Origin of the sequence: Flavobacterium sp. GT3R68 (genome assembly GCF_007109225.1) — a bacterium.
Classification (GTDB): Bacteria; Bacteroidota; Bacteroidia; order Flavobacteriales; family Flavobacteriaceae; genus Flavobacterium.
The window spans coordinates 33,827-57,111 of record NZ_VJZK01000006.1 but is presented as its reverse complement, the minus strand read 5'-3'; the positions used below and the strand labels follow the sequence as shown (position 1 = coordinate 57,111).

The 23,285-nt window shown below is 37.5% G+C and carries 26 protein-coding genes and 1 other RNA gene; 9 read left to right on the top strand and 18 right to left on the bottom strand.

The genetic code is table 11. From position 1 onward, the window contains the following. Nucleotides 1-40 precede the first annotated feature (40 nt). The 3 genes from hisA to hisIE are packed head-to-tail and all read left to right on the top strand — an operon-like array spanning nucleotide 41 to nucleotide 2,144. A complete protein-coding gene (gene hisA, locus FNW07_RS11670; protein WP_126744729.1) occupies nucleotides 41-766 on the top strand; it encodes a 1-(5-phosphoribosyl)-5-[(5-phosphoribosylamino)methylideneamino]imidazole-4-carboxamide isomerase in 726 nt (241 codons plus the stop codon). A gap of 5 nt (nucleotides 767-771) precedes the next feature. Then, nucleotides 772-1,527, top strand: a complete 756-nt coding sequence (gene hisF, locus FNW07_RS11665; protein WP_126744730.1) for an imidazole glycerol phosphate synthase subunit HisF — start codon at nucleotides 772-774, stop codon at nucleotides 1,525-1,527. A gap of 14 nt (nucleotides 1,528-1,541) precedes the next feature. Continuing rightward, nucleotides 1,542-2,144, top strand: a complete 603-nt coding sequence (gene hisIE, locus FNW07_RS11660; protein WP_126744731.1) for a bifunctional phosphoribosyl-AMP cyclohydrolase/phosphoribosyl-ATP diphosphatase HisIE — start codon at nucleotides 1,542-1,544, stop codon at nucleotides 2,142-2,144. Between the two features lie 225 nt (nucleotides 2,145-2,369). Here hisIE and FNW07_RS11655 read toward each other — a convergent pair whose 3' ends face one another. The 3 genes from FNW07_RS11655 to FNW07_RS11645 all read right to left on the bottom strand — a co-directional run bounded on the left by FNW07_RS11655 (nucleotide 2,370) and on the right by FNW07_RS11645 (nucleotide 4,827). After that, on the bottom strand, nucleotides 2,370-2,912 hold the full coding sequence (locus FNW07_RS11655; protein WP_126744732.1) for a DUF4468 domain-containing protein: 543 nt from the start codon (nucleotides 2,910-2,912) through the stop codon (nucleotides 2,370-2,372). A 232-nt stretch (nucleotides 2,913-3,144) separates the two neighbouring features. After that, nucleotides 3,145-3,541: a transfer-messenger RNA gene (gene ssrA, locus FNW07_RS11650) on the bottom strand. Between the two features lie 83 nt (nucleotides 3,542-3,624). Then, nucleotides 3,625-4,827, bottom strand: a complete 1,203-nt coding sequence (locus tag FNW07_RS11645; protein WP_126744733.1) for a serine hydrolase — start codon at nucleotides 4,825-4,827, stop codon at nucleotides 3,625-3,627. A gap of 203 nt (nucleotides 4,828-5,030) precedes the next feature. Here FNW07_RS11645 and FNW07_RS11640 point away from each other — a divergent pair, with 203 nt between their 5' ends. From FNW07_RS11640 to FNW07_RS11630, 3 genes are all read left to right on the top strand, one after another. Beyond that, the gene (locus tag FNW07_RS11640) at nucleotides 5,031-6,233 is read left to right on the top strand and encodes an NAD(P)-dependent oxidoreductase (RefSeq protein WP_126744734.1); all 1,203 of its coding nucleotides are present in this window, start codon (nucleotides 5,031-5,033) and stop codon (nucleotides 6,231-6,233) included. 101 nt (nucleotides 6,234-6,334) lie between these two features. Continuing rightward, the gene (locus FNW07_RS11635; RefSeq protein ID WP_126744735.1) at nucleotides 6,335-8,011 is read left to right on the top strand and encodes an MFS transporter; all 1,677 of its coding nucleotides are present in this window, start codon (nucleotides 6,335-6,337) and stop codon (nucleotides 8,009-8,011) included. Between the two features lie 13 nt (nucleotides 8,012-8,024). Further along, nucleotides 8,025-9,395 carry a M20/M25/M40 family metallo-hydrolase gene (locus FNW07_RS11630; RefSeq protein WP_126744736.1) on the top strand — a complete coding sequence of 457 codons (1,371 nt, stop codon included), beginning with the start codon at nucleotides 8,025-8,027 and terminating at the stop codon, nucleotides 9,393-9,395. A 72-nt stretch (nucleotides 9,396-9,467) separates the two neighbouring features. Here FNW07_RS11630 and creD read toward each other — a convergent pair whose 3' ends face one another. From creD to FNW07_RS11595, 7 genes are all read right to left on the bottom strand, one after another. Then, nucleotides 9,468-10,829: a cell envelope integrity protein CreD gene (gene creD, locus FNW07_RS11625; RefSeq protein ID WP_126744737.1), complete on the bottom strand. Its 1,362-nt coding sequence runs from the start codon at nucleotides 10,827-10,829 to the stop codon at nucleotides 9,468-9,470. 38 nt (nucleotides 10,830-10,867) lie between these two features. Continuing rightward, the gene (locus FNW07_RS11620; protein WP_126744738.1) at nucleotides 10,868-11,176 is read right to left on the bottom strand and encodes a hypothetical protein; all 309 of its coding nucleotides are present in this window, start codon (nucleotides 11,174-11,176) and stop codon (nucleotides 10,868-10,870) included. Between the two features lie 84 nt (nucleotides 11,177-11,260). Beyond that, the gene (locus FNW07_RS11615; RefSeq protein WP_126744739.1) at nucleotides 11,261-11,563 is read right to left on the bottom strand and encodes a transcriptional regulator; all 303 of its coding nucleotides are present in this window, start codon (nucleotides 11,561-11,563) and stop codon (nucleotides 11,261-11,263) included. Nucleotides 11,564-11,565: 2 nt separating this feature from the next. After that, nucleotides 11,566-12,171, bottom strand: coding sequence for a hypothetical protein (locus tag FNW07_RS11610; RefSeq protein ID WP_126744740.1), 606 nt, complete (start codon nucleotides 12,169-12,171; stop codon nucleotides 11,566-11,568). 80 nt (nucleotides 12,172-12,251) lie between these two features. Further along, nucleotides 12,252-13,070 (bottom strand): 3-deoxy-8-phosphooctulonate synthase, encoded by an 819-nt coding sequence (gene kdsA, locus FNW07_RS11605; RefSeq protein ID WP_126744741.1) that lies wholly within the window; start codon nucleotides 13,068-13,070, stop codon nucleotides 12,252-12,254. 195 nt (nucleotides 13,071-13,265) lie between these two features. After that, the gene (locus FNW07_RS11600) at nucleotides 13,266-13,724 is read right to left on the bottom strand and encodes a 2-dehydro-3-deoxyphosphooctonate aldolase (RefSeq protein WP_126744742.1); all 459 of its coding nucleotides are present in this window, start codon (nucleotides 13,722-13,724) and stop codon (nucleotides 13,266-13,268) included. Between the two features lie 13 nt (nucleotides 13,725-13,737). Beyond that, the gene (locus FNW07_RS11595; protein WP_126744743.1) at nucleotides 13,738-14,133 is read right to left on the bottom strand and encodes a VOC family protein; all 396 of its coding nucleotides are present in this window, start codon (nucleotides 14,131-14,133) and stop codon (nucleotides 13,738-13,740) included. A 56-nt stretch (nucleotides 14,134-14,189) separates the two neighbouring features. Between FNW07_RS11595 and FNW07_RS11590 the strand changes: the two genes are divergently transcribed. Both FNW07_RS11590 and FNW07_RS11585 read left to right on the top strand, forming a co-directional pair. Further along, complete coding sequence (locus FNW07_RS11590) at nucleotides 14,190-14,747, top strand: YeeE/YedE family protein (protein WP_126744744.1); 558 nt, start codon at nucleotides 14,190-14,192, stop codon at nucleotides 14,745-14,747. A 2-nt stretch (nucleotides 14,748-14,749) separates the two neighbouring features. Further along, the gene (locus tag FNW07_RS11585; protein ID WP_126744745.1) at nucleotides 14,750-15,166 is read left to right on the top strand and encodes a DUF6691 family protein; all 417 of its coding nucleotides are present in this window, start codon (nucleotides 14,750-14,752) and stop codon (nucleotides 15,164-15,166) included. 83 nt (nucleotides 15,167-15,249) lie between these two features. On the opposite strand, the gene FNW07_RS11580 is transcribed toward FNW07_RS11585, so the two are convergent. From FNW07_RS11580 to prmA, 5 genes are read right to left on the bottom strand one after another with little or no spacing between them, the layout of a single operon-like run. Then, a complete protein-coding gene (locus tag FNW07_RS11580; protein ID WP_126744746.1) occupies nucleotides 15,250-15,939 on the bottom strand; it encodes a lysoplasmalogenase in 690 nt (229 codons plus the stop codon). Nucleotides 15,940-15,948: 9 nt separating this feature from the next. Next, a complete protein-coding gene (locus tag FNW07_RS11575; RefSeq protein ID WP_126744747.1) occupies nucleotides 15,949-17,220 on the bottom strand; it encodes a sterol desaturase family protein in 1,272 nt (423 codons plus the stop codon). 49 nt (nucleotides 17,221-17,269) lie between these two features. After that, nucleotides 17,270-17,545 carry an ATP-dependent Clp protease adaptor ClpS gene (locus FNW07_RS11570; RefSeq protein ID WP_126744748.1) on the bottom strand — a complete coding sequence of 92 codons (276 nt, stop codon included), beginning with the start codon at nucleotides 17,543-17,545 and terminating at the stop codon, nucleotides 17,270-17,272. Between the two features lie 40 nt (nucleotides 17,546-17,585). Next, nucleotides 17,586-18,212 (bottom strand): class I SAM-dependent methyltransferase, encoded by a 627-nt coding sequence (locus tag FNW07_RS11565; RefSeq protein ID WP_126744749.1) that lies wholly within the window; start codon nucleotides 18,210-18,212, stop codon nucleotides 17,586-17,588. Nucleotides 18,213-18,226: 14 nt separating this feature from the next. Continuing rightward, entirely contained in the window at nucleotides 18,227-19,060 is an 834-nt protein-coding gene (gene prmA, locus FNW07_RS11560) for a 50S ribosomal protein L11 methyltransferase (RefSeq protein ID WP_126744750.1), read from the bottom strand. A gap of 233 nt (nucleotides 19,061-19,293) precedes the next feature. Here prmA and FNW07_RS11555 point away from each other — a divergent pair, with 233 nt between their 5' ends. Then, nucleotides 19,294-20,664, top strand: coding sequence for a kelch repeat-containing protein (locus FNW07_RS11555; protein WP_126744751.1), 1,371 nt, complete (start codon nucleotides 19,294-19,296; stop codon nucleotides 20,662-20,664). 176 nt (nucleotides 20,665-20,840) lie between these two features. Here the strand turns inward: FNW07_RS11555 and tpiA are convergent, their stop codons facing one another. The 3 genes from tpiA to FNW07_RS11540 form a co-directional block, all read right to left on the bottom strand. Further along, complete coding sequence (gene tpiA / locus FNW07_RS11550) at nucleotides 20,841-21,593, bottom strand: triose-phosphate isomerase (RefSeq protein WP_126744752.1); 753 nt, start codon at nucleotides 21,591-21,593, stop codon at nucleotides 20,841-20,843. After that, nucleotides 21,593-22,102, bottom strand: coding sequence for a TlpA family protein disulfide reductase (locus tag FNW07_RS11545; protein ID WP_126744753.1), 510 nt, complete (start codon nucleotides 22,100-22,102; stop codon nucleotides 21,593-21,595). Before FNW07_RS11545 ends, tpiA begins: the two co-directional genes overlap by 1 nt. A gap of 82 nt (nucleotides 22,103-22,184) precedes the next feature. Further along, nucleotides 22,185-23,285, bottom strand: coding sequence for a BT_3928 family protein (locus FNW07_RS11540; protein WP_126744754.1), 1,101 nt, complete (start codon nucleotides 23,283-23,285; stop codon nucleotides 22,185-22,187).

Genomic DNA, 23,285 nt, shown 5'->3' with positions numbered 1-23,285 from the left:
ACTTTATGACTTTTGACATTCAAACTTTAAGACTAAGAATATGAGAATAATACCAGCCATAGACATCATAGACGGAAAATGTGTCCGCCTTTCAAAAGGGGACTACAATACTAAAAAAATATACAACGAGAATCCGTTGGAAGTTGCCAAATCATTTGAAAACCATGGAATTGAGTATTTGCACTTAGTTGATTTAGATGGAGCAAAATCAAGTAGAATTGTGAATCACAAAATATTGGAACAAATTGCTTCACAAACCAGTTTGAAAATTGATTTCGGAGGAGGACTGAAAACTGATAACGATTTAAGGATTGCGTTTGAAAGTGGCGCGAACCAGATTACCGGAGGAAGTATTGCAGTTAAAAATCCAGTTTTATTCCAGGAATGGATTTCTAAATTTGGTGCTGATAAAATAATTCTTGGAGCGGATGTCCATAACGAGAAAATTGCGGTTTCAGGATGGTTGGAAGAAAGTAACGAAGATTTAATCCCATTTATTCAGAAGTACCAAAGCAATGGTATTCAATATGTTATATGTACCGATATTGCTAAAGACGGAATGTTGCAAGGTCCAAGCTTCGATTTGTATAAAAAAATTCTAGCTCAAGTGCCAAATATAAAACTCATTGCTTCCGGAGGAATTTCGGTCTTTGATGAATTGCCGGAATTGGCAGCAATGGGTTGTGAAGGAACTATTATTGGAAAAGCCATTTATGAAGGAAGACTTTCTTTGAAACAACTTGAAAATTTTATTATTTCAAATTAATAATTATGTTAACAAAAAGAATAATTCCCTGTCTTGACATTAAAAACGGGAGAACCGTAAAAGGAGTCAATTTTATTGATTTGAAAGATGCCGGTGATCCTGTGGAATTAGCAAAAAAATATGCTGAAACCGGAGCAGACGAATTGGTTTTTCTGGATATTTCTGCTACTGAAGAAAGAAGAAAAACATTAATTGATTTGGTTCGAAAAGTAGCCGCTACGATAAATATTCCATTTACTGTAGGTGGCGGAATTTCATCGGTGGAAGATGTAGATTTGCTATTACAAAATGGTGCAGATAAAGTTTCAATAAATTCTTCTGCTGTAAAAAATCCGCAGCTCATTAATGATTTAGCTGATAAATTCGGAAGGCAATGTGTTGTGGTTGCCATTGATGCAAAACGTATTGACGGTATTTGGAAAGTGCATTTAGTTGGTGGTAAAGTTCCAACAGATCTGAATCTGTTTGATTGGGCAAAGGAAGTTGAAAATCGTGGAGCGGGTGAAATTCTTTTTACTTCAATGGAAAATGATGGTACCAAAAATGGGTTTGCCAATGAGGCCTTGTCAAAATTAGCACAAATGGTAAATATTCCAATTATAGCCTCTGGTGGAGCTGGGAATATGCAGCATTTTGTGGATGCTTTTCAAATTGGAAAAGCTGATGCAGCTTTGGCAGCGAGTGTTTTCCATTTTCAGGAAATTGAAATTCCAGAATTAAAAAAAGAGTTAAAAAGAAATAATATAGAAATCAGATTATAAATCATAAATAGATAATGAAAATAAATTTTAATAAAAATGAAGATGGATTGGTTCCAGCGGTAATTCAAGACAGCGAGACAAAATCAGTTTTGATGTTGGGATATATGAATGAAGAGGCGTACGCCAAAACTGTGGAAACCAAAAAAGTAACTTTTTTTAGCCGCTCAAAAAATCGGTTGTGGACAAAAGGAGAGGAGAGTGGTAACTTTTTAAATCTTATTGACATAAAGATTGATTGTGATAACGATACTTTTTTGGTAAAAGTAAAACCTCAAGGACCAACATGCCATATGGGTTCAGACACTTGTTGGCAGGAAAGCAATAATTTCGAATATGGTTTTATAACTAAACTGGAAGAAACGATAAAATCAAGACGTGAAAACGCAACGGCGGAAAAAAGCTATGTTGCCAGCTTATTCGAAGAAGGTATCAATAAAATAGCCCAAAAAGTAGGAGAGGAAGCTATCGAAGTGGTTATCGAAGCCAAGGACAATAACGACGATCTATTTCTAAGCGAAAGTGCTGATTTGTTTTTTCACTATCTCATTTTATTGCAAGCCAAAGGATTTCAGCTAAAAGACGTATTGTCAATTTTAGAGGATAGAAGCAATAAATAATAAATAGTAACTAAAACAGCAGATAAATAATAAAGCGTTGTAATATAGGTAATTACAACGCTTTTTGTGGACAAAAATATATAATTATCGAATAGATTTTTGAATGACTTAGAACTTATTCTTGTTTTTAAGTGGATTTTGATCTTATGGAACCGGTATAAAAAGTTCTGAAAACAAAAAAGCCTCAAATTAACGAAGCTTTTTATAGTGTATATTGTAATCCGACTACCAGTCACTTTTTGCCGCGCCGGATTTAGCCATTTCCTGCTTGATGTTGCTTTTAATGGTTTCAACCTCAGCATTGATTGCGGCATAATATGCCTTAAGGGTTTCCATTAATTTTGGCTTTGTCGCCACTTTCTCGGAAGCCAATTTATCAAACATTTTCTCTAAAGGTATTTCAGAATCCATCTTGATAAGGATGTTTTTTATTTCGTATTTGTATTTACCGTCTTTGGACAGAATCGCGATATTATAAAATAATTTCACTTTTACCTCGCTTCCGTTTGCCTTAATCGTCATGAAGGAATACTGGGTGTCACTAACCGACGAAGCTTCCTTATTCTGCTTAAGCTTATCCTGTGTCACCTTATAAATGTTTACAAAGAACATTTTGGAGTTGTTATACAGGTCATCTTTGGTTTTTCCTTCCGCAGACACAACTTCCGTGAAGATAATCTGTCCGTTTTCATTCAATGGAAAATCGAATTTTTGCTGGGCATTTATGGTGAACGTGGTCAATGCTAATAATAAAAGAATCTTTTTCATATGTATGGAGCTTGGGTTAATAATAGGTTAGCCGAATACAATGATAGTATATTTTTTTAAAAATAAAAAAGTCTTTAAAATAAATTTTCTGCTCCGTTAATGACTACTGAAATAATACAGTACCGGAACCACTAGTGGACCTGCGGGATTTAACGGATATATTGGCGCAGCAGCGAGGTTTACTTTGTGAATATAGCTAAAAAAACCTTGTAATCATTTGACTACAAGGTTTTTGTGGAGTCGGGGAGAATCGAACTCCCGTCCAAACAAGCAACTAAAAGATTTTCTACACGCTTATTTCCTGATTGAATTTTCGATTTTGTGCTTGGCCAGAAACAGCCACACAAAACTTATCTTCTTAATTTCGAAAACCACCCGAAGCTTATGGTAATCTAGGTTTATTTTTACGGTTCCCCTGGATTGACCGCCACAAACCAAGGCTTTCAAGGAGAATCCTGCTTCCCTATCTGATAGGGACGAGGCTAATCTTACTATAATTCAGATTATGCAGCTAGAGCGTAGTTATTTTCGCCGTGTAAAATTGTTAGAACCTTTTATTTACGAGAATTGTCCCAGTTCTCGACGTGCTTACCTTCCAATTCGACTTGCTGTCAAAACCAGTCGACCCCAATATTTTGATACACTTCGCAAAAAGTATTCCAAATTTTAAGTGTGCAAATGTAGTCTTTTTTACTTAATTTTTTATGTCTGTCTATTCGTCCCGGTCGGTTTTGTCAATCTTGAACGGATAATCACCAAATAGAGGTGCCAGGTTACGGACTTTATAAACTTGTTTAGAACATTTATTAGACAGCGCAATGATCATTACATTTTCCTTTTTTAAGGTCACATACGAAGACATATTACCATGCCACCAACCATTGTGGAAATAAAAATTCTGGCCTGTTGCCCAATTAATCATCCGAATACCCAAACCATAATTTTTGGTCCCTTTCCGTTCATTGCTATAGCCTTTGTAAATTTGCTTCCTTAGTTCAGGCGTTAGGAAATCAGGGGCGTTGGTTGCCATATTAAATTTTAAAAGATCTCTTGGTGTTGAATAAATATTTTTATCCCCGTAAACACCATCCAGGTAATCCCAGCCAATCTGAAGGCCATTGCATTTATAAGAAAGGGTCACGCTGTCCTGATCCTTTTTATAGTCATAAACGAATGTGTTTTTCATTCCCAATGGATCGAAAATAATCGTTTTCATGGCTTCTTTATAGGTTTGTCCCGTCACTTTTTCAATAATCAGGGCCAAAATCGCATAATTCGTATTGCAATAGCCAAAACGGGAATCAGTCCTATACTCAAGATCAATATTTTTGTCATTGATAACATCAACAATGTCTTGATTGGTCAGTGTTTTATGCTGGTCCCAAATTTCCTTTTTATTAGTGAAATAGGCATAATTGCGCATCCCGGTCCTGTGACTCAATAAGTTTCTTATGGTGATTTCAGGATAAGGGAAATTTGAAAGGATTGTATTTACTTTCTGATCCAGTTTTATTTTACCGACCTGAACCAATTTTAAAACGGTAGTGGCGGTCAATACTTTGCTTACTGAAGCAATATGAATTGGCGTTTCGGCAGTGATGGGTGTTTTCTTCCTAAGGTTGGACAAACCATCATATTTTTCGTATAAAATCTGTCCGTCCTTTGCTACAAGAAAGCTCACGTTGTTAGTTTGGGCCGGCCAGTTTTTATGGTAAAAACGATCAATTGCGTATTTCTTATCTGCAATATATTCTGCCGAAAGTTTTTCAAATTTAACATTCGAAGGCCGCATTACAACACTGGCAACCGTATCCGTATCCACGGTTTCAGCGACTAATTTCTCTTTTTTGGAACACGATGAAAGAAATAAGACTGATGAAAAAAGTATAGTATAGTAGGTGGTTTTTATGGTCATTTTTTGGAAACTTAAAAAACAAATATAATTAAAGAAATAAATTATCGGCTCTAAGTTTTGTTAAAGATTTTTTAAAGTTTAATTTTTTTTCTTCTGCCGAAAGGCTAAAGATGCATGTAAAATATTCGTTTTAATTGAAAAAAAATTTTGACAGCGATGCAGTAAATCTTACTTTTGAGACCGAATAAAAAATCGCCTGCACAATGAAATTCGGAATTATTAAAGAAAGAAAAAATCCACCTGACAGAAGAGTAGTTTTTACGCCGGAGGAATTGGCGAAATTGCAACAGGAACATCCTGAAGCTTCTATTAAAGTGGAAAGTTCTGATATCCGGATTTTTACAGATGAGCAATATGCCAAATCAGGCATTGAAATTGCTGTTGATATGTCGGATTGTGATGTGCTTTTCGGTGTAAAAGAAGTGCCGATTGATGCTTTAATTCCAAATAAAAAATACTTTTTCTTTTCCCATACCATAAAAAAACAGCCCTATAACCGACCGTTACTTCAGGCGATAATCGATAAAAATATTGAATTGTATGACCATGAAACCATTGTGGATGCTAATTTTAAGCGTTTGATTGGTTTTGGAAGATATGCAGGAATTGTTGGGGCTTACAACGGATTTCGTGCTTTCGGAATTAAATTCGAATTGTTCAATATTCCGAAAGCGGAAACCCTTTCCGGGAAAGATGCCTTGGTTGAGAAATTGAAAAAACAGATTCTTCCACCGATTAAGATCGTTCTAACCGGTCACGGAAAAGTTGGAAATGGTGCTAAAGAAATTTTGGATGCCATCAAAATCAAGGAAGTTTCAATTGAGAACTATCTGACCAAAACCTATTCGGAACCGGTTTATACCCAGATTGATGTTTTGGATTATAACAAGAGAATAGACGGGCAGCCATCAGATAAAACAGATTTCTACGCGAATCCAACTGATTATGCTTCTGATTTTGAACGTTTTTCAAAAATGTCGGATATATTTATGGCAGGACATTTCTATGCCAATGGCGCTCCGGTTATCCTTACTAGGGAAATGCTGCAGTCCAATGACAATAAAATAAAAGTAATCGCCGATATTTCCTGTGATGTCGATGGTCCGATAGCCGCTACTATCAAAGCTTCTACCATTGCTGAACCGTTATTTGGTTATTTGCCGAGCGAACATAAAGAAGTGGATGTTTTTCATCCTGCCGCCATTGTGGTGATGTCTGTAGATAATTTGCCTTGCGAGTTGCCTAAAGATGCCAGTGAAGGTTTTGGTGAAATGTTTATGGAGCATGTGATTCCGGCATTTTTTAATGGGGATAAAGACGGAATACTCCAAAGAGCCAAAATGACCGAAAACGGAAAACTCACCGAAAGATTCAAATACCTACAGGGTTATGTAGTCGAAAAATAAAAGAAATCCCGATACTCTCGGGATTTTTTAATTCCATTATTTGTAGCATAATTCATTAAGTTTTTTAAATTTGGGGAACCTAACCAATTTTAAAAACTCAAATGAGTACAAATCAAATCAAAACCAATTACCCCGCGCTTTATACTTTAATCAGCGTATTCTTTTTTTGGGGATTCATAGCGGCCGGAAATGGTGTTTTTATTCCGTTTTGCAAAAGTTATTTCAATCTGGACCAATTTCAATCGCAGTTAATTGATTTTGCGTTTTACGGTGCCTATTATTTGGGTGCGTTGGGATTGTATTTTTTCAGTTCCATTTCAGGAAAAGATGTAGTGGGACTTTGGGGATATAAAAAGAGTATTTCTTTTGGACTGCTGTTCTCTTTTATTGGTGCACTACTGATGATTTTAGCGGTTAATTTTGGTGGATTTTCAGCCATATTATTTGCGCTTTTCATTGTCGCTTTAGGTTTTTCTTTACAGCAAACGGCAGCAAATCCTTTTGCGGTTCTGTTGGGAGATCCAAAAACAGGCAGCACCAGAATAAATTTGGGCGGAGGTATCAATAGCTTCGGAACGATGATTGCGCCTATTGTTGTTACGTTTGCGTTATTTGGTGTTGCCACGGTAAATGATGATGATATCAAACATTTAGGTTTGGACACTGTAAGTTACCTGTATGCAACTGTTGGCGGTTTATTCCTGATTTGCGCTTTAATCATTGGTTTATCGAAAAATGTGCCGGCAGGAATCAATACCGAAAAAGTAGAAAAAAGTAACAAGGCCTTAATCACTTTAGGTGTTATCACACTATTGTTGATGGTTTGTTTTGCACCAATATTCGACAGTTATTCCAATTTAAGCCCAACTATTTCAGCAGAAGAACTTAGAAGCCTCGAACATTATAGAATGTATTGGCTTATAGGCGCTTTATTGGTGATTGTGGCAGGATTATTATTTGCCAATCAGGCTGCTACCAAAAAAAGTGAAGGCTGGGGAGCCATGAAATACCCGCAATTGGTATTGGGGATGTTAGCGATTTTTACTTATGTTGGAGTAGAGGTGGCTATCGGAAGTAATCTGGGCGGTTTGTTGAAAACACCTGAATTTGGTAGTCTTCAGGCTTCTGACATCGGACCATATGTGTCGATGTATTGGGGAAGTCTGATGATTGGCCGTTGGGCTGGTGCCATTAGTGCGTTCAATTTTAAAAGCGTAACAAAGAAAATGCTTTTGATAGTGATGCCAATTTTGGCTTTCATCATTATTTTAGCAGTTAATTTTATTACTGGGAAAGACATTACTCCTTTGTATTACTATATCTTCTGTGTGTTCATTCAAATAGGTGCATTCTTTTTATGTAAAGATAAACCAGCGAGAACCTTGATGATATTTTCTGTTTTAGGGGTGATTTCGATGTTGATCGGATTGTTTTCTACCGGAACCATTGCAATTTATGCGTTTTTGGCTGGTGGATTATGGTGTTCTATCATGTGGCCGGCCATTTTCAGCTTAGCGATACTTGGATTGGGGAAACACACTACACAGGGATCTGCATTTTTGATTATGATGATTCTTGGAGGTGGAATTATTCCTCCGATTCAGGGTAAATTATCGGATATCATTGGGATACATGAATCTTATATCGTTACTGTAGTTTGTTTTGTATATCTCGCCGTTTTTGCTTTTGTGGTAAAAGGGATTTTGAAAAAACAAAACATTGACGTCGATGCCATCGAAATGGAAATGGATGCAAGTCATGAGCCTCTTGCCGTATAATTAAATCAATACCATGAAAAATATAACTTTTATAATATTACTAAATAGTTTTTTTGCTTTTGCCCAGACAAATAATGAGCAAATGATGAAAGACATCTATAAATCTTCACTAACCAACAGTCAGTGTTATTCGTGGCTCGACTATCTGTCCAATAAAATTGGGGCCCGACTTTCCGGTTCATCCAATGCAGAAAAAGCTGTGCTGTACACCAAAGCCGAACTCGAAAAACTAGGATTGGACCGCGTTTATCTTCAGGAGATGAAAGTGCCGCATTGGGTTCGGGGAGAAAAGGAAACCGCCTATATCCTAGATAATAAAAAGAAAACCAATGTGCCCATTTGCGCTTTGGGAGGTTCTATAGCAACTCCTAAAAACGGACTGACCGCGGAAGTGATTGAAGTCCATGGTTTCGACGAGTTGGCCACTTTAGGTTCTGATAAAATAAAAGGCAAAATCGTATTTTTCAACAGACCGATGGATCCTGCCAATATTGAAGCTTTTATTTCCTATGGAGGTTGTGTTGATCAGCGTTATGCCGGAGCAAAAGAAGCCTTAAAATATGGTGCTGCGGGAGCGATAGTACGTTCGGTAAATTTTAGGTTGGATGATTTTCCACACACGGGTTCACAAGGTTATGGCGACGTTCCAAAATCACAATATATTCCAACTGCAGCTATCAGTACGAATGCCGCTGAACTTTTAAGCAAATCATTAAAAACGAATTCGCACCTGAAGTTTTATTTCAAACAATCCTGTCAGCAACTGGAGGAAGTGGTGTCGTATAATGTTGTGGGCGAAATAAAAGGAAGCGAGCATCCGGAAAAAATAATGGTTGTGGGCGGGCATTTGGATTCCTGGGATTTGGCAGACGGTTCCCACGATGATGGCGCCGGAGTAGTACAAAGCATGGAGGTAATGCATATTTTTAAAAGACTCGGCTACAAGCCAAAAAACACCATTCGTGTAGTGCTGTTCATGAATGAAGAAAATGGCGGACGAGGTGGCAAGAAATATGAAGAATTGTCCAAATCGAATAATGAAAACCACATTTTTGCTCTAGAAAGTGATTCAGGAGGATTCAGTCCCAGAGGATTTTCTTTTGAAAGTGATGATGCCAACTTCAACAGGATCAACGAATGGAAAAATTTATTTGAGCCGTACTTAATTCATAGTTTTACCAAAGGCCATAGTGGTTCGGACATCGAACCGTTAACTTCCGGAAAAATCGTAAAAGCAGGACTGAAACCGGATTCCCAGCGTTATTTTGATTATCATCATGCAGCCAATGATAAATTTGATGCGGTCAATAAGCGAGAATTGGAATTGGGAGCCGCAACAATGGCCTCGCTATTATATCTTGTCGACCAATACGGAATCCAATAAAACATACTTAAAATGAAAAGAGCCCATTGATTTATGGGCTCTTTTTTTTACCATTGTTTTTAACAATAAGGTTTATGAATTACCGGTACTCCAATCTATTTTTCTGGAGAAATACATTACTGCGGCTAATATTAAAAATAAACCAATACTGCCAACCAATAAGGCATAATTTTCCAATTGGATAATCACGTAAATAAAAGTATACAAAGCGCTTAATGATAATCCGATAAACAACGGGAATTTCCTGTCTTTTAAAATAGAAATGGAATAGAGGGTAATCAAAACCACTACACTTATTCCCGCTATAGCGTAAGCTTTCATAAAACTGCTGTGTTCCGTTATCGAAATTAGCAAGGTGTAAAACATGATAAGCGCCAATCCAATCATCGAATACTGGAAGATATGGATGTTGATTTTACTGATGGATTGAATCAGGAAGAAAATCAAAAATGTCAATCCAATCACTAAAAAGCCATATTTGGACGCCCGTTCATTTTGCTGGTATTGGTCGACCGGAATGACAAAATCCACTCCAAAAGCATATTGTTTTAAATCGGGCAATGTTTCAAATACCTGTTGGGCAAACGCACGGTTGATGTGCAAAATTTTCCAGTTCGCTTCAAAGCCAGTTTTGGTAATGTGTTTTGTTTTGTCATCCGGTAAAAAGTTTCCGGTGAAACTCGGCGATGCCCAATTGGATTTCATATTCAATCCGGTCGTTTTTCCTATAGGAACCATCTTTATCTGCTTGCTGCCGTTGTAGGTAATATCAATATTGAAAGCTGTTTTCTGGTTGCCCAGAGTTTTTGTCAAATCAATATAGCCTGTTTCGAGAGCTTCAGTGGAATCGCCCGGGGTTATATTGTAAACTGGTTCAAAGGTATAATTAATGTTCCCGAAGTTAATTTTCACTTCGTCCTTGATGCTTTTCAGATTTGTGGTTTTAATTAAAATTGTGGCTTTATCCCACTGGATGTTTTCGTTGGGAATATTCCTGTTGCTAAAATTTGGCTGAATATAATGTCCTGTCAATTTCATTTTGGAACTAAATACAACCGATTCATAATTATTACGGTTCAGTGCTTTAGTGGTTACATCGGATTTAGCTTTAAGCATTTCCGGAAAAAAATAAGCAAAGGCCGTGTGCGCCGTTTTCTGTTTTACGGTTACTTTGGTTGTAGCATTTTCGGTAAGCGTTTCATCAAAATAAGTGTACGGAACTTTTAATATCGGTCCGTAGAAAAAGATATTTCCTCCCCATTTATCATTGGTCTCCGCAATTACTTCTTTTTGACGTTGCGCCCTTTCACTAATCAGGTTTTTTACATATTCCAGCGGAATTAGTAAAATGAGCGTCAGTAAACCCACCATGATAATTTTGGCAGTGTTAGACTGAAAGAAACTAATTGGATTCTGGTTTTCGTTGTTTTCCATTTTTTTGTTTTTTAGTTTGTTTAATAATGAATTAGTGATTAGCTGAAAATGATGTGGTAATACATGGCTGCAATAGGGATGTTGCTGAGGAGAATCATCATTTTTATGGCGATGTATTCACTTTGATTCGGGCAAAGTAGAAAATGATACACTAAATGAATCAGCATGATGGCATTGAGTAGAATCGCGGTGGCTACATACATAAAACCCATCATAAACACACTATCCGCATTTGGATATACTTGGTGTAAAATAAAAAAGACCGTCCCTATGATGAACGAACCGATAGCTAATTCCGTTGAGAAACGCCCATTCACGTGCTGACTTTCTAAATTTAAATGTTGCATAATTTTTGTTTTTAATTGATTAAAAGTACTTTGAATTTCAAAGTTAATAGATAAAAAAATAGGTTACTACTTTTGACCCGAGCGTTAGCGAATTGGCGGAGCAATTAATTTTTCCAGAGCATCTATATGCTCCTTGAATGCTTTTCTGCCCTCAATCGTAGCCCTATAGCTGGTATTGGGTTTCCTTCCGATGAATTGTTTTTCAATTGCTATATAATTTTCAAGCTCCAAAGCTTTGGTATGGCTCGCAAGATTACCGTCAGTGACGCCCAGAAGTTCTTTCAGCGTAGTAAAATCCGCAGATTCATTCACCATCAGAACTGACATAATCCCCAAACGAATTCGGTGATCAAAGGCCTTATTGATATTTTGTATGATGTTTTGCACAATTATTTTCTATCGTATTTATAATACATGATTGTACCGTAAAGAATATGGCAAACACCAAAACCCATCGCCCAGAATTGTATGCCGTACCCAATAAATTCAGTTGCAATTAAACCCAAAATAATCACTGTAAGCCCAAGATAACGTACATCACGCAATGTATATTTACTTGCATTGACACAGGCCATTCCATAAAATAGTAACGTTACCGGTGCAATTAATTCATAATGTTCGTGGCGAAGCAGCAGCAGCGCAAAAATACCGCCGGTCACCAACGGAATTAAAAAATTGACCATCAATCTTCTGGAAGTCGCATTCCATACTTTTTCTCCGTGTTTCTTAGCTTTGCTATACGTCAGCATTCCCGTGGTTATAACTGATAATAAAAACACCAAAAAGGCGGTCAGTGCAATCAGCCGGAACGTGGTACTCTCCCAAGTTATATAGGTCCCTTCATGGTTTTCTATCAATTGATGGGCCACAAAAGCACCAATCAATGCATAGATACCGGCTATGATTCCTGAGAAACCGCTTAATGAAATAAACTGGGATGATTTGCTCATCATATTTTTTATTTCACTAATGTCTTTTAAATATTGCTCTTCCATTTTAAAGTACTTTGAATAGCAAAGTAAGTGATAAAAAAAATAGCTACCAAAAAAAATGATAACTATTTTCTATATAATTATTAAAATGAATTTACCGTTTTTCTGATAGCGACCAATTTGGTCATTAATCCTTCAAAATAATCCAAATGCAGCATGTTGGCACCGTCACTTTTGGCATGAGCCGGATCAAAATGAGTTTCAATAAAGATACCGTCTACACCAACAGCGATTCCCGCTTTGGCAACGGTTTCAATCATATCAGGTCTTCCCCCGGTAACTCCGGCAGTCTGGTTGGGCTGTTGTAACGAATGCGTCACATCCAGAACCGTCGTTGCATATTGCTGCATCGTCGGGATACCCCTGTAATCCACAATCATGTCCTGGTACCCAAACATCGTTCCGCGATCCGTTAACATCACATTCTGATTGTTGCAGTCCAATACTTTCTGAACGGCATGTTTCATACTTTCCGGACTCATGAATTGTCCTTTTTTCAGGTTAACCACTTTTCCGGTATTGGCAGCAGCCACCACCAAATCCGTCTGGCGAACCAAAAAAGCAGGAATCTGAAGCACATCTACATATTCAGCAGCCATCATCGCATCTTCATTCGTATGTATATCCGTTACGGTTGGCACCTGAAAAGTTTCGGATACTTTACGCAGGATTTTCAATGCTTTTTCATCCCCAATTCCGGAAAAACTGTCAATTCGGGAGCGGTTGGCTTTTTTGAAAGACCCTTTAAAAACGAAAGGAATCTGTAAAGAATCGGTAATGCCAATTAATTTCTCAGCAATACGCATCGCCATTTCTTCGCCTTCAATGGCGCAGGGCCCGGCAAGCAAAAAGAAATTACCACTTTCAGTATGTTTGATTTGAGGAATATTGTGAATGTTCATTTTTTAGTTTTTTTGAAAGTACAAAGATAATTAGGAAATGAGAATATGGAATTACTTTATGTTTTTATTTGGAGCTATTTCCAGCTATCCGCTATATCCACGCAAAAAGGCGTGGGATGCCGCTGCAAATGAAATTCACTGAACTCCAATTAAAATAAATGTTTAGTGAAGTAATCTGGGCTAGGACATTCCCTTTTAATTGATTTTTTTCAGTCCAAAGCCAACCGGAACCATCAAAACACTTTTCTCGTAAATATTGATATACAATTTGACGGGTTTACTCTGTCCTTTCCAGGTCACTTCATATACATCCAGAAATCCGGCTCCCATTTCACTGCGTTTTGTTGGAAACGGACAGCAGCTTTCCAGTTTTTTATACATGATGGCCTCGCCGTTCGGGCCTGTCAATGCATCCAAAAATCGTTGCTGGTTAACGTTTTCATCTTTGGTATTCCGGAAAAAGATATTGATGGGATAATCGGCATTGTAACCGTATTTCGGATCCTTGCTGTATTGGGTGATGACAAAAGTATTGTCAGGATTTAATTTGGGAATGGGCGCGTTGTCATCCACATTTTTCAAAGTAGATTTGGTGCTTACGCAGGAAGTAATCGTAATAAGGAACAACAGAAGCAGGGAAATTTTGATTTTCATTTGGTTTCGAATTTTATTTTAAGGAATGTAATGCCACACGATTGCCTTCTGTATCATAAAATACAGCCATAAAACCATGCGTTGGGCTTATTTGTATTTTCTCTACAAATACTTTGCCACCGGCATCATTGATTTTGGATAATTCGTTCTGTAAATCGCCGGAAGGACTGATAAAATACACCAACGTCCCATTATCAGAAGGTTTGTAGAAATCTTTATGATACACCAACGAACCCGCACAACCAGCCGCATCCGGGTCATCCTGCCAGGGGAACCACGCCATATCCAACGGCCCCATTTGGTGTCTGGACAGTTGATAATCAAACACGGTTTCATAAAATTTGATGGCTCTTTCCATGTTTGCTACAGGGATTTCAAACCAGCCGACAACGTTTTTAGTGGATGACATTTATTTTTTCAGTTTAATCATATAAAGATACTATTTTTGTAAAAAAAATAAGCAATATGGATTTTATTTCTCAAACCTGGTCCTGGTATATATCAGGTTTTTTAATTGGAATGGTTATGTTATGCCTGATTTATTTCGGAAAAGTATTTGGCATGTCTTCTAATCTTCGTTCGCTTTGCGCCATGGCAGGAGCAGGTAAATATGTTCCTTTTTTTAATTATGACTGGAAATCACAGCGTTGGAATCTGTTTGTTATCGCCGGAGCCATGTTAGGCGGATTTGTAGCGGTTCATTTTATGAGTGATCCTTCGAACGTGGATATCAACCCGCAAACAATCGAGCAATTGGCCCAAATGGGAATCGATGCCCCCAACGGTAAATTAGTACCGGAAGCGTTGTTCGGAAATGCTATTTTTCAGTCCCCAAAAATGATTTTAATATTGATTATAGGCGGAATCTTAATTGGTTTTGGTTCGCGTTATGCAGGTGGCTGCACTTCGGGACATGCTATTTCAGGATTGAGTAATTTGCAGATTCCTTCCTTGAAAGCTGTTATCGGATTTTTTCTTGGTGGACTTATTATGGCTTATTTCATTTTACCTTTAATTTTTTAATTATGAATAACATCTTAAAATATATATTGGTCGGATTTGTTTTCGGAATTGTGCTGACCAAATCAGAAGCCGTTTCGTGGTACAGAATATACGAAATGTTCCAATTTCAATCGTTCCATATGTATGGAATTATTATGGTGGCAATAGGGACAGGATTGATTGGAATACAGATGATAAAAAGAAAAGAGATTAAAGACATCAAAGGGTTACCCATTGAAATATTAGATAAAGAAAGAGGTTCGCTCCGCTATTGGATTGGAGGAATACTCTTTGGATTGGGTTGGGCATTGGTAGGATCCTGTCCCGGACCAATATTTATATTGTTGGGAGCGGGTTATTTTCCGATAATTCTGGTATTATTGGGCGCATTGATTGGAACGTTTTTATATGGATGGGTAAAGGATAAATTGCCACATTAAAAACTCTGTTGTAGAAAAAAATAAATATTTACAAGAGGATAATATTTCTATATATAAATAAAAGCCCCATTAGGGGCTTTTATTTATTTTTGTAATTTGCTGATTCCTTTCCGATTTAAATTTTCGATTCCAACCACAATGGCAAACTGCGCTATAAGATAGGTCATCATAATCATAAAATTGGCATACGGTAACGGTTCATAAAATTTATTGATTGCCAAAATACTGTCGGACATCACAAAAAATATAGCGCCAAAAAGAATGGTAATGTTTTCAGGCTTTTTCCAGCTGAAATATCCTTTTAATGCCATCAGTAGCATCGTTGAAATGGTAAGTGCATATATCGTAACGGGAATTTTTAAATCGCCCAATTTTGGATAAAGAAATCCAAGCATATTTTTGAGATACAGGAGAATCAAAATAAATGCAATCCAAAAAATGATATTCTTTCGATGCCTTGTCGTATTTCCCTGTTTTACGAATAGAATAATATACAGCAGATGACTTATAAGAAAGGAAATTAATCCGAGAATGAAGTAAAGTTCACCTTTAAATGCAAACATCAGGATAATATCCCCAATCCATGAAAAAACCAAAGCGCTGAACAGCCAGCTTTTTGTCGGGAATTTTTCAAAATTATAAACAGAAATCAATAAGAAAGGAAGGGGTAGAGGCTTGAGAAACCAAGCTATGTCAACTTTTCCAATTAAAATGAGGCACAAATAAAAAACGCTGAAAACAATATAACTCCGAAGCAGTACATTATTTTTCATAGATTAAATTTAAGTATTGAGGAGTATTGTTTTTTCTCTCCTGAACTCGAAAGCTACAAAATAAATCGTTATTAAAAGAGAAAATACCAAGTAAGTTCCTACAATATAATTTCCACTAGGTACTATAGAATTAAATCCAAACCAATCACCAAAATACAATACCAATCCAATCCCAAAAATCAAACGGATGCTTTCCCAAAATAGTGAAAATTTCTTTCCATCCATTAATTCGGTGTAACTGTATATGCTTACGAAAATGAACAATCCATAGATAAAAATGTTTGGGAGACCAATGGTAGCAATGTTGTTAAAAAGATAACTCACAAAAAGCAAGGTGATTAAAGCCTGCGCGACCGACCAATAAATTAATCTAGGGGAATTTTGAGTTCCGTATTTATCAAAACCGTACACATCTGTAATTTTGTGCACAGGATATTTTTCTTCAAAATTTTCGGGCCGCCAGCCTGTTGGCTTGAACCAAATGATAAATTTGTCTTGCCAGTTTTCCGTGCGCCAAGCGTCTGTGATCAGAAGCCATAAATGCTGGAAATTAATCCGGATTGGGTTCCAGGTGAGCGCTGGTCTTGTGATACCAAAAACAGGGGGAACATCATTCAGTTCAGCCTGAAAGGTTCCAAATAATTTATCCCAGATAATGAATATCTGTGAATGGTTTTTGTCCAAATATTCCGGATTGATGGCATGATGTACCCGATGATGCGATGGGGTAACTAGGATATGTTCTAAAAAGCCCATTTTTTTGATGTGTTTGGTATGATACCAAAACTGTAAAAATAACTGAATGGGAAGTGTAATTGCGATAACTGTTGGAGGAACGCCCAGAAGCGCTGCAGGAATAAGTAAGAAAGTAAATAAGTTTACAAAACTAGATACCGTCTGGCGCAGGGCACAGGCGAGATTAAATTCTTCACTGCTGTGGTGAATCGCATGTTTATTCCAGAAAAAATTGACTTGGTGTGCCAGCCGATGTGTCCAGTATCCATAAAAATCAATAACAACAAAGGCAATGAAATACGTCAATGCATTGGCTTCCATCTCAAATAAAGCAACCTTGGAAACCATCCAGCTATAAGAAATAAATGTGAGGCTAAGTCCCAAAACGTCCTTAACTGCATTGGTAATTCCGGAACTGACACTGGAGACGCCATCCATTAACGGCACGGTATCTTCTCCTTTGTAAAGCCCGTAGATTTTTTCTATTATAATCAATAATAAAAAAAGAGGCATTGCAACGATTAAGATTTTCCCGTATTCTTCCATGTGTGTAATTTAAAATCTATTTTCTGATTGCCAGTCCAACAATCGGAACTTATACTATTTCGGCACTTAAGCCGGCTTCTAAAAGGAGGGAACATTGAGGGGTTAATTCATCAATGGGCCCTGTCTTTACGGTGCATTTTCCTTTGTAATGTACTATTAATGAGCATTGTTCTGCCTGTTCTGAACTATGTTTGCATACCTTCATTAACGTATCGATTACGTGATCAAAAGTATTCACATCATCATTATACATTACAATTTCGTTATCAAACGAAACGGCTTCTTTTAAGATGACTTTTTCCTGTATTTTTTCTTTTGTACTCATAGCTTTATAATTTATGAATTATGAATTATGAATTCCCAAACTAGTTCGAATTTTCTCTTTTGTAACTGCAGAATAAAAAATTCTGTGTGGTATCAAAAGGAGTGACGTGGTCTTCCGTTGTACATTTCAATTTTTTGAATGAATCGGAAAATTGATGTTCCAGCGTTGTTTCTGTATATTGTTTAATATCTAAGCCGCTGCATTTTTGTGGGCCATTTTCAGAAAAAGTACCAATAATCAAATATCCTGTAACCGCTTTCGCAACGGTTGCTGTATAGGCTTTGATTTGCTCTTCTGTTGTCAGAAAATGAAACGCAGCCCGGTCATGCCAGATGTCAAAGGTAGTTTCGGGTATGAATTCCGTAACGTCCGAAACGATCCAATTTACTTTATCCGCTTTGTTTCCCAATCTTTTTTTGGCTCTTTCCAATGCTTCTGCCGAAATATCCAAAACCGTAATATCCTGATACCCTTCGTCTAATAAAAAGTCAACCAATCTGCTGTCGCCGCCTCCTATATCGATAATCTTGGCGAATTTGTCAAGATTTGTCTGAGTAATAAAATCGAGGGAAGTGATTGGTTTTTCCTGCGTCCAGCTGACTTCATGGGGTTGTTTGGTTGAATAAACAGTATCCCAATGCTCTTTTCTATTGTCGTTAATTTCCATCAGATTTCGTATAACTAATTTACGTATTTTAATGATACCCAGTTATTTTTTTGAAACTTTTTAACATACGTTAACCCTTTCTCCGTGCAGGATGCATCAATGTAAGGAATGTCCTCTTCATAAAATCCGCTAAGCAGTAAAATGCCATTTAGGTTAAGGCAGTCCACATAGGTTTGCATATCGTTCAATAAAATATTCCGGTTGATATTAGCAATGATAACATCGTAATTTTTTCCGGCTAATAATGATGCGTCACCTTCATAAACGGTTATATGATGACAATTATTACGTTCAGCGTTTTCAATCGAATTTTGATAACACCAATTGTCAATATCAATGGCATCGATTGGTTCAGCTCCTTTCATTTCAGCCAAAATCGCCAAAATCGCCGTTCCGCAACCCATATCCAAGGTTTTCTTTCCTTTGACATCAGTTTCCAATATATGCTGGATCATCATATGGGTGGTTTCGTGGTGACCCGTTCCAAAACTCATTTTAGGTTCAATCACAATATCATATTCGGCATCCGTTTTTGGGTGAAACGGCGCACGCACATGGCATTTTCCATCAACATCAATCGCTTCAAAGTTCTTTTCCCATTCTTCATTCCAGTTAACCTGTTCAATTTCTTCTATCTTATAAGAAACAACGAATTCAGGTGAACTCAGTATATGGATGTCTTCCAGGATATCTTCTGTCCAAAACTGCTTCTGAATATAGGCAATCACACCCACCTCGCTTTCGATAAAGCTTTCAAATGGCAATTCCCCTAATTCCGCCACCAGGATTTCCGATCCCGGTTCTTTTGGTTCTACCGAAAAATGGTAGCCTAAATATATATTTGACATATGTGATATTTTTTTTGCAAAGGTAATGTTATCTCCTCTATTGAATTATTAAAAGTAAAAAAAAGAGCCAGGAAAAATAGTAATTTTTAAAATATAAAGTTATCGACTTAAAAGGCTAAATGATTGGAAATGGATTTGATGTTTTTTACAAGCACATTCATTCGTATATAGTTGTTAATTAGTAACTTAGCGGTATTCATTTGGGCGTCAAATAATAAGTAAAATTAGATATTATGGATAAAATAGTAACTATTTGCAAATGTATGGCAATGCTCTTATTGGGAACCATTACGACAAGTGCACAATCATGGAGTGCCACCGCTTCGATGGTGAACGAGCGGGAATTTCATACTGCCACACTTTTGTCCAACGGCAAAGTGTTGGTAGCTGGCGGTCAAACCCAAACGGCCACCGGTCCATTATCCAATTGTGAGCTATATGATCCGGCAACCAGTACGTGGAGTGCAGCCGCTTCGATGCTGACAGGCCGTGTGAATCATACCGCCACCCTTTTGACTAATGGTAAGGTATTGGTAACAGGTGGAGCAGTAAGCGGGAGTGGTGCTTCAACCAGTTGTGAGCTTTACGATCCGGTAACCAATACATGGAGTGCGGCTCCTTCAATGGTCGATGCCAGGCCCTCTCATACTGCCACCCTACTAACAGATGGCAAAGTGCTGGTTACCGGCGGATATTTTTCCATGGTCAAATTATTGAGTTGTGAGCTATACGATTCGGCAACAAATATCTGGAGTACAGGTGCTTCAATGGCGAATGGTCGTTACCATCATACTGCGGCCCTTTTACCTAATGGTCAAGTCCTGGTAGCGGGGGGAAGAGGAAACGGTGTCACTTATTTATTAAGTTGTGAGCTATATGATCCGGTAAGCAATACATGGAGTACAGCCACTTCGATGGCTACAAGTCGTATCGACTTTACTTCGACACTTTTATTAGATGGCAAAGTACTGGTTACCGGTGGGGATTCCGATGTCAAATTATCCAGTAGCGAGTTATACAATCCGTTAACAAATACTTGGAGTGCAGGAGGTTCAATGGCAAATAGTCGTTCCTTTCATACTGCCACCATTTTGTCAAGTGGCGGAGTACTGGTAACCGGCGGCGATAGTTCTGCTGGCAGTATCTCCAATTGTGAGTTATATGATGTGGCAACTAATTCCTGGAGTGCGACCGCTTCAATGATAGGTGTTCGCCAGTGGCATACTGCAACCCTTTTGTCCAACGGAAAAGTGTTAGTAACTGGCGGAGATGCCACAGATGCTTCATTGACACGGGTAACTCTGGCTAGTAGTGAATTGTTTAGTCCACCTCCTTTGTCTATTGTAAATTATTCTGAAAATAGTCTGAATGTGATTGCTTCTCCTAACCCAAGTGGTAATAAATTTACTTTAGTTGTCAAAGGTGGTGGTGATGAAAAAGTCGAAGTATCAATATATGATACATCAGGAAGATTGATAAATCATATCAAAAATAATGATGAACAGCTAATTAAGTTTGGGGAAGAACTGGAGACTGGTCTTTATATTGCCAAGGTAAAACAAGGGGTTGACCAACAAACGGTCAGATTGATTAAACGGAAATAATGTTTTTATATTTGTAAATAAAAAAATCCTGTCCGATTAATGGACAGGATTTTTTTGTTTGTATTTCAAAAGATGATTCTATTTTGTTTTGGTTCTCGTATATTGACTATTGAAAAGTAAAAAAAGAGGAAGGAATACTTCCAACCTTTAAGTTTTAGAATATTCATGATCAGTATTTACACCGCGCTTACAATAGCGGCAAAATCGGCTGCATTCAAGGCTGCACCTCCAATTAATCCTCCATCGACATCCGGTTTTGAGAATATTTCTTTAGCATTGTCAGGCTTTACGCTGCCACCATATAAAATAGTAACTCCTTCAGCAACATCACTTCCGTATTTGGAACGAATCGTTTCGCGTATGAAAGCATGCATTTCCTGCGCCTGCTCCGGAGTGGCAGTTTCTCCTGTTCCTATCGCCCAAACTGGTTCGTAAGCCAAAACGATATTGCCCCAGTCTTTTGCATCCAAATGAAATAGTCCGTCATGAAGCTGGTTTTCAACAATACTAAAATGCTGTTTTGCCTGCCGGTCTTTCAATTCTTCTCCAAAGCAAAAAATAACACGCAATTCATGTTCCAATGCGCTATTTACTTTTGATGCCAATAGTGCATCATTTTCGTGAAAATAGGCACGACGTTCGGAATGTCCAAGAATAACAGTGTTGACTCCGATGCTTTTCAGCATCTCTGCAGAAATTTCGCCGGTAAAAGCACCGCTTTCCGCCTGATGCATATTTTGAGCAGCTACATCAATATTGGTAAATTCCAGATGATCTACGGCTGACGCTAAATTGACAAATGTAGGAGCAACAATAATTTCCACTTGAACATCAGGGGGAAGCTTATCAATCAAATCGTTCAATAAGTCCTCAGTTTGTTCAGCATTTTTATGCATTTTCCAGTTTCCTGCAATAATTTTATGTCTCATTATTTTATTTTTTTTAGCGTGGCAGTTATTTTTTCATCATCTGCTTCAATTGCCTTATACAGAGCGATTTTTCCGGTTTTATCAACGATCATGTATCTTGGGATCCAGTTTAAATCAATGGACTGTCCAAAAACGCCCTGCATTCCGTCGGTAACCAGATAATGTTCCCCTTGAACATCATACTTTTCGATACCAAGTTTCCATTTATCATAGGATTTATCCATCGAAAGAAACAGATATACTACGTCCGGATTTGCATTCTGTAATTCTTTTACCTTAGGCATTCCACCGACGCAATCTCTGCACCAGGAAGCCCAAACATCAATTACAATGGTTTTGCCTTTGTATTTTTTCAGAATGTCTTTGAATGCAATTTCTGAATTGTCAAAAGCCAGCATTTTATTTTCAAGACTTTGTTTTGTGAATTCGGTTTTTGGGTTTTCCCAAAAAGAAAAGATAACCAACCCAATTATCATAAAGAGGCTAAGGAGCAGGTATGTTTTTTTCATTGCAATCATTTTATTGGTGTACAAAGATAAGCAGGGCCTTCTAACAAGTTTCACAAAGGAATACTAATGTTTTTGTCGATTACTACAACAATAAATCGTCCATATCGTAGTGATGCAGTTTCTGTTTGATGGTTCCTTTTTCTAAAACAATAATACTTGGATTAGCTCTTTCGATTGTTTTCAACGGAATGGCATCACAGAAATAAAAATCAAATGTATAATGATTGGCGGTTATAATTTTGGCAATTTCTTCTTTGGTCGAAGCTGTCATTCCAACTACCTTATACCCTTTGGCTTTAGCCTGCTGATTCAATTTTTCCAGCTTGGCCATCGCAGCAGGGTTTGCTTTCGATAAATCGTATGCGACGAACATCAGTAATTTAGGCTCATTCAGGAGTTCGTCCTTATAATCAGAACCGTCTTTTTCCATAATAAAATCATGAATAGGAGGGACGTAACCTTCTGTAATTACTTTGTCTTTTCTGTCTACAAACGTGGCCCCTGGAGGAAGTGACATCAAATCTTTTTCGGTGAATTCTTTATCCACACCATTGACTTTGTATATGAAAATCATTTCCACCACTGACTGTGGTGCTCCTACCGGAATTTCCATTCCTTTTTGGATGTTATTACCGATTTTGTATGGACGGAAATCTTTCAGTGGCAAATGGTTCAATACCCAAGACCCCATAAAAGCACAAAGAACAAAACTCACTAATGTTACCATGTTCTGAATAGATTTTCGGAATAATGGTTTTATCAGCCTTATATTGAAAAATAGAATCAGGATGAAAGACAATAGAATTACATCTTTGGTAAACGATTGCCATGGTGTCAGATGAAGTGCATCACCAAAACAACCACAGTCTTTCACCACATTGAAATAGGCCGAGTAGAAGGTCAGGAAAGTAAACATCACAATCAGCAGTAAAAGACTCCAAATTGTAAATTTAGGTCGAAACCCAATTAGCAGCATGACGCCGAGAACGACCTCCAATATCACTAAAAACAAAGCTAAAGCCAATGCAAAAGGAACCAGAAAAGGCATATTGAATACCGGTTCACTAAAATATTCGGTTAGTTTATAAGAGAATCCCAGGGGGTCGTTCAGCTTAATCAATCCCGAGATGATAAACAGTATACCAACAACTATTCTGGAGAATTGAACGATTGTATTTTTCAT